At 55.1% G+C, this 4,493-nt stretch carries 4 protein-coding genes; all 4 read right to left on the bottom strand.

Annotation, left to right across the window (positions count from 1 at the left end; all coding sequences use genetic code 11):
- Nucleotides 1-667: 667 nt before the first annotated feature.
- Nucleotides 668-1,666 carry a chromosome partitioning protein ParB gene (locus tag ACYX34_RS10850; RefSeq protein WP_462076580.1) on the bottom strand — a complete coding sequence of 333 codons (999 nt, stop codon included), beginning with the start codon at nucleotides 1,664-1,666 and terminating at the stop codon, nucleotides 668-670.
- A gap of 733 nt (nucleotides 1,667-2,399) precedes the next feature.
- Complete coding sequence (locus ACYX34_RS10845) at nucleotides 2,400-2,678, bottom strand: hypothetical protein (protein WP_462076579.1); 279 nt, start codon at nucleotides 2,676-2,678, stop codon at nucleotides 2,400-2,402.
- A gap of 85 nt (nucleotides 2,679-2,763) precedes the next feature.
- Nucleotides 2,764-3,582: a polyphosphate kinase 2 family protein gene (locus ACYX34_RS10840; RefSeq protein WP_462076578.1), complete on the bottom strand. Its 819-nt coding sequence runs from the start codon at nucleotides 3,580-3,582 to the stop codon at nucleotides 2,764-2,766.
- 94 nt (nucleotides 3,583-3,676) lie between these two features.
- A partial coding sequence (locus ACYX34_RS10835; RefSeq protein WP_462076577.1) for a formylglycine-generating enzyme family protein occupies nucleotides 3,677-4,493 on the bottom strand: 817 nt, incomplete at its 5' end.

Here is a 4,493-nt window from a genome sequence, read left to right as displayed (position 1 = left end):
TTAGTTGTTGCATCTCACTAGTCGTCACTCTTTGAGAATTGGGCGCAACTCACCCTGGAAATTTAGTTACCGAGCAGTACCTGAATCGATACACCCTGTATCTGTTTTGATTCACGAGAGCCTCGTATTCCTGATCGAATGGGATTATGGCAGCGGAGTGTAACCGATGCCCGTGTGATCTTGCGACCCATGGAGACACCAAAGAAATGGTTGCGATGCGATCAATCTATGTTCGATTTTCGGCGGTAGTGTAGTCCAGACGCTTTAGGGAATCCAGCGTAGAAAGTTGGCGACGTATTGAAAAGAAATTTCCGCCAGCGTAGTAGGAGGCAAGACCACTCGGCTTCGCCCAGCACCCCTCTCTTTCGACAGCCTGCAAGAAACAGTTGGATTGCCGAGACAAGAACGGGGTAAAAACACTGAGGCCAGCCCCTTTCGGAAACTGGCCTCGCACCCTGGCCCGAAGGCTCAGGGGGGATAATAGGTACAAACTATAGCGTGCTCTGTGTGTCCGTCAATCTGACTCTCTGCACGGTAGTTATTTCAAACCTCTCCGTTCACTCTTCGACCAGCCCGTCCTGAGCATATCGAAGGGCTCAGGGCGAACAGAGTAATCCTTGGAAACAGTAGATTTCCCCGTTCGTGCCGAGCATGTCAAAGCACGGTCTCACTCGCTCTCATCCGGCGTCCCGCCGGATTTGGCCAAATCGTCCATCTTGATTTTGTCGGGATTGAATCGAGTGGCAGCTTGCGCCATGCGCTCGAGCGCCTCATCGAACGACAAGGGCGGGGCATCTTTGGGACGGAAGCGAATGGGATTCACGCGGGCGACGACGAAGCTCTTGAGGTAGGGACTGGTCAGTCCTTTGGCCTTCAGCGCTTCGACTTGTTTGACGATGAGATCGTCCAACGCAAGAACGGTCTGGGCTTGCTGCTGACGCACGTTCAGCGCAGTCTTGAGCGGATTTGCAAGAAACTCGTCCACTCGTTTCAGCACCGGATGATAGGCCCCGCCGCTGAATCGAGGCCGTTCTTCATAACAGAGCCCCAGTGTGATCAACGCCGGCTCCTCAAACTCTATGGCATAGGTCTCTTCCGTCGCCTGATCGAGCTGCGCTAGCTCTCGATACATACGGATCACTTCCAAGGCTTTTTCTCGGAGGTTGTGCGCTTTCTCCGTATTGAGCGCAAGAATCTGGTAGGCCGCCGATGGCTCAGGAACCACGAGCGCAATGATGCTCCTTGCCCCCAAGGTTCGCATGGCCGACAGGCGGTGATTGCCGTTTGGCGTCCAATATTTTGCCGCATGGTCGGGCTTCAGGGTACGTACGGCAACGATTGGATCGAGAAAGCGACCGATTTTCCCAATCACTGTTTCCAACTTCCGAACATGCGTATCGGAGACATTTCGTTGATAAGGCGTCGGTTCAACTAACTCGATCGGGAGGGCAGCCAAGACCAGCCACTGTCCGCCATACGGTTCTCGGTAGACCGAGAGGACTCTCCCTCCATCGGTTTCAATCTGCTGATGAAGCTCAGCCACTGCCGCAGGCGGCGCCGCAGCCTGTAATTCGCCAGCGGCCAAACCCGTGGAGCTTCCGACTGGTTTCCGGCGACGTCTGGTCCCCTTGGACGACTGTGGTTTCTTAGGTCTCTTTTCGGCCATGGCGCTATGGTAGGACAGCCATCTGAAAAAAGAAACGTCTACCGGGACTATCCTGCGCGTTGATCAGCGGTGTGACCGGCGAGAAGTCAAAAAAGCACGGGCGACCTTGCACTGAGGTGGGAGGCCGCCCGTGACTTGGCGCTTAGGACGCCGACATTATTTTGATTTGTCGCAGCCCAGAAGACCCACACGATAGTAACGTTTCAAGGTTTCCAGTCGAGGGAGACCTCGTCAACCCCAGGTGCTTGATCCCTCCTACCCCCGAAGATTTCTTCACGCAATGGCTCTTGGCCTTCTTGTGATGGTCATCGCATGCCTCAAGGGCACAGCCGGTGAAGAATTCGGTCAGCAGAATCGACGAGAAACCCACCTCGATATCGGTGGGCCTGATGGGCCAGGCGGCGTTGTGTCGTCCATATCCACCCTCCTCTCACGTTGATGTCGTCGAGAGACCTGGATGGCATCCGCGCGGTCTACCCGATCTCTCGAACTTCGATTGATAGATGGGCCGCAACTTCTTCACTACGCCCATTCCAATGCCTTGTCAAGAGGCCTACCAGATCGAGAGACCCCACACGCGATAACAGACAGATGCCTCCCAAGACGAAGTCTTCGAGTGAGGAATACCACCGCAACGGTTGTGGGGAAAAGACGCCGTAGCAGCCGCAGCTCGGAAGGTCAAACCCACATACCAGTGTCACGATGGGCTCTACGGCGTAGCGGCCGTTCAGCACTACGGCAAGAAGTGCCCTGATCTGCAGTCGCTACCCCCAAAGATCCACACTGCCGGTATCCACTCGATCCCGACAATCGTGAGTGCCACCGGCCAGAGGACCCGGTCGGAGAATCGACGATAGGTCAGCAACACATCGACGAATCCGTGAAGGTCGAGTGATTTCCCAAGGCTGAAGCCTGGAGGATTCCCCCAATAAGTACGCGGCAGCACCAGATCAGCCCGGTCCAACTCATAAGACACTCCCGCATAAACAAGAAAGAGGGGCCTGGCGCTCATGCCCTGCCCCTCCCTTGTTCAAACATCACCGAAAAACCGGTGCACCTTAGGGTACAGGACTCGTCACCGACGACCCTGATTCCCACTACAGAATCCTGAGCTTCAAGAAATCCACCCCATCCGGCGACGGGGGTGTCTTGAGTTTCATATCCTCCAATACATTTACGATACGATCCGCGACCACGAGGTTGCGATACCATTTCCGATTGGCTGGAACGATATACCAGGGGGCACAGTCGGTGCTCGTAGCCGAAATGACGTCCTCAAACGCTCGCTGATAGTCATCCCATAACTTGCGTTCCTCTAGGTCTCCGGAATTCCATTTCCAGCGTTTCTCCGGATCGGCAATGCGGGCCTCAAGCCTCTCTTTCTGTTCGTCCTTCGAGATATGAAGAAAAAACTTGAGCACTGCCGTGCCGCTTTCGGTCAGTAGCTCCTCGAATTCCCTGATTTGCTCGAAGCGGCGCTTAGCCACTTTATCAGAGACCCATCCATGCACTCGGGTAATCAGGACGTCTTCGTAATGGGAGCGGTTAAAGATTCCGATGTAGCCCTTGGGAGGGACTTCTCGGTGCGCGCGCCAGAGAAAATCGTGAGCTAATTCATCCTTAGACGGCGCCTTGAATGCCACTACCTTACAGCCTTGAGGATTCACCCCAGACATCACACTCTTGATGGTCCCATCCTTTCCACTCGTATCCATTCCCTGTAGTACAATGAGAACGGATCGAGTGGCGTTGGCATACAAGCGTTCTTGTAAGCCGTCCAGGGCCGTGATGAGTTTGGCTGTCTCCGCTTTGGCTTTTTCCTTCCCTTGTTCGTTCTTCTTGTAGTCTCCCGTATCATCCGCGTCGCACTGCCTCAATGACAGTTTGCGGCCTCCCTTTACGCGATATCGCTTCAAAAGCCCCTCCTCCTCGGATGGCGATCACAGTGCCTTGGCCTGAAGATTCCGTCGAATGCGCGTGCGACCAAATCAGGACGATTCGAAACTTGGATTACCTTGGCACGTCTTGCGCACACCGGAACCCGACGTTCGGATCCTGTTCAGTCGGGTCCCCTTTGGTACGAAACGATGACCGGAGCCGATAGGGGGTGTTAATGTACGACCCACCCCGCTGGACTTTGGCCGTTCCTTCACTGGGACCACGGGGATTGATGGCAGGATTGTTGAGAAAGCTGGAGTAAAAATCTTCGGCGTACCAGTCCCTCACCCATTCGTAGAGATTACCGGCCAAGTCCTGAACCCCGTACGGACTCTGCCCCATATGATGATTGCCGATGACCGACACTGTCTCGGCGCCACCTTCCTTGAGCCCGTAGACCGCATGCACCGGCGTCGGGGGATCGTTTCCCCACGGATACACCCGCTCGTCCGTCCCACGCGCAGCCTTTTCCCATTCCGCTTCCGTGGGAAGCCGTTTTCCGACCCAAAGACAATACCCCATCGCATCCATCCAACTCACCCAGCGCACCGGGCGATCGGCATGGACCACCGGAGTCTCTTTATCAGAAAATCCCCATGGCGGCTCACTCTGGATCGCCTCGACATACTTCGCAAATCGTGCATTCGTCACTTCAAACTTATCGATGTAGAAGGCATTGAGGTACACCCGGTGCACAGGGGCTTCATCCTCATCTCCCCTGTCGCTTCCCATGATGAACTCTCCAGCCGGCACCAGCATCATCGGTGCGCCATCCTTCCCATGGAATTCAGGGAAGGAGGTCGCAGGTCTGTTAGTAGAAGACTTTCCCTTGTCTCCCGGTTTGGTTTCGCCGTTAGTCCCATTGAAATCCTGCGGTTTCCCCTGGACG

The sequence above is a fragment of the Nitrospira sp. CMX1 genome, from assembly GCF_054902215.1.
Note: the sequence above shows the minus strand (reverse complement) of the source record. Positions and strands in the feature narration are given on the sequence as shown.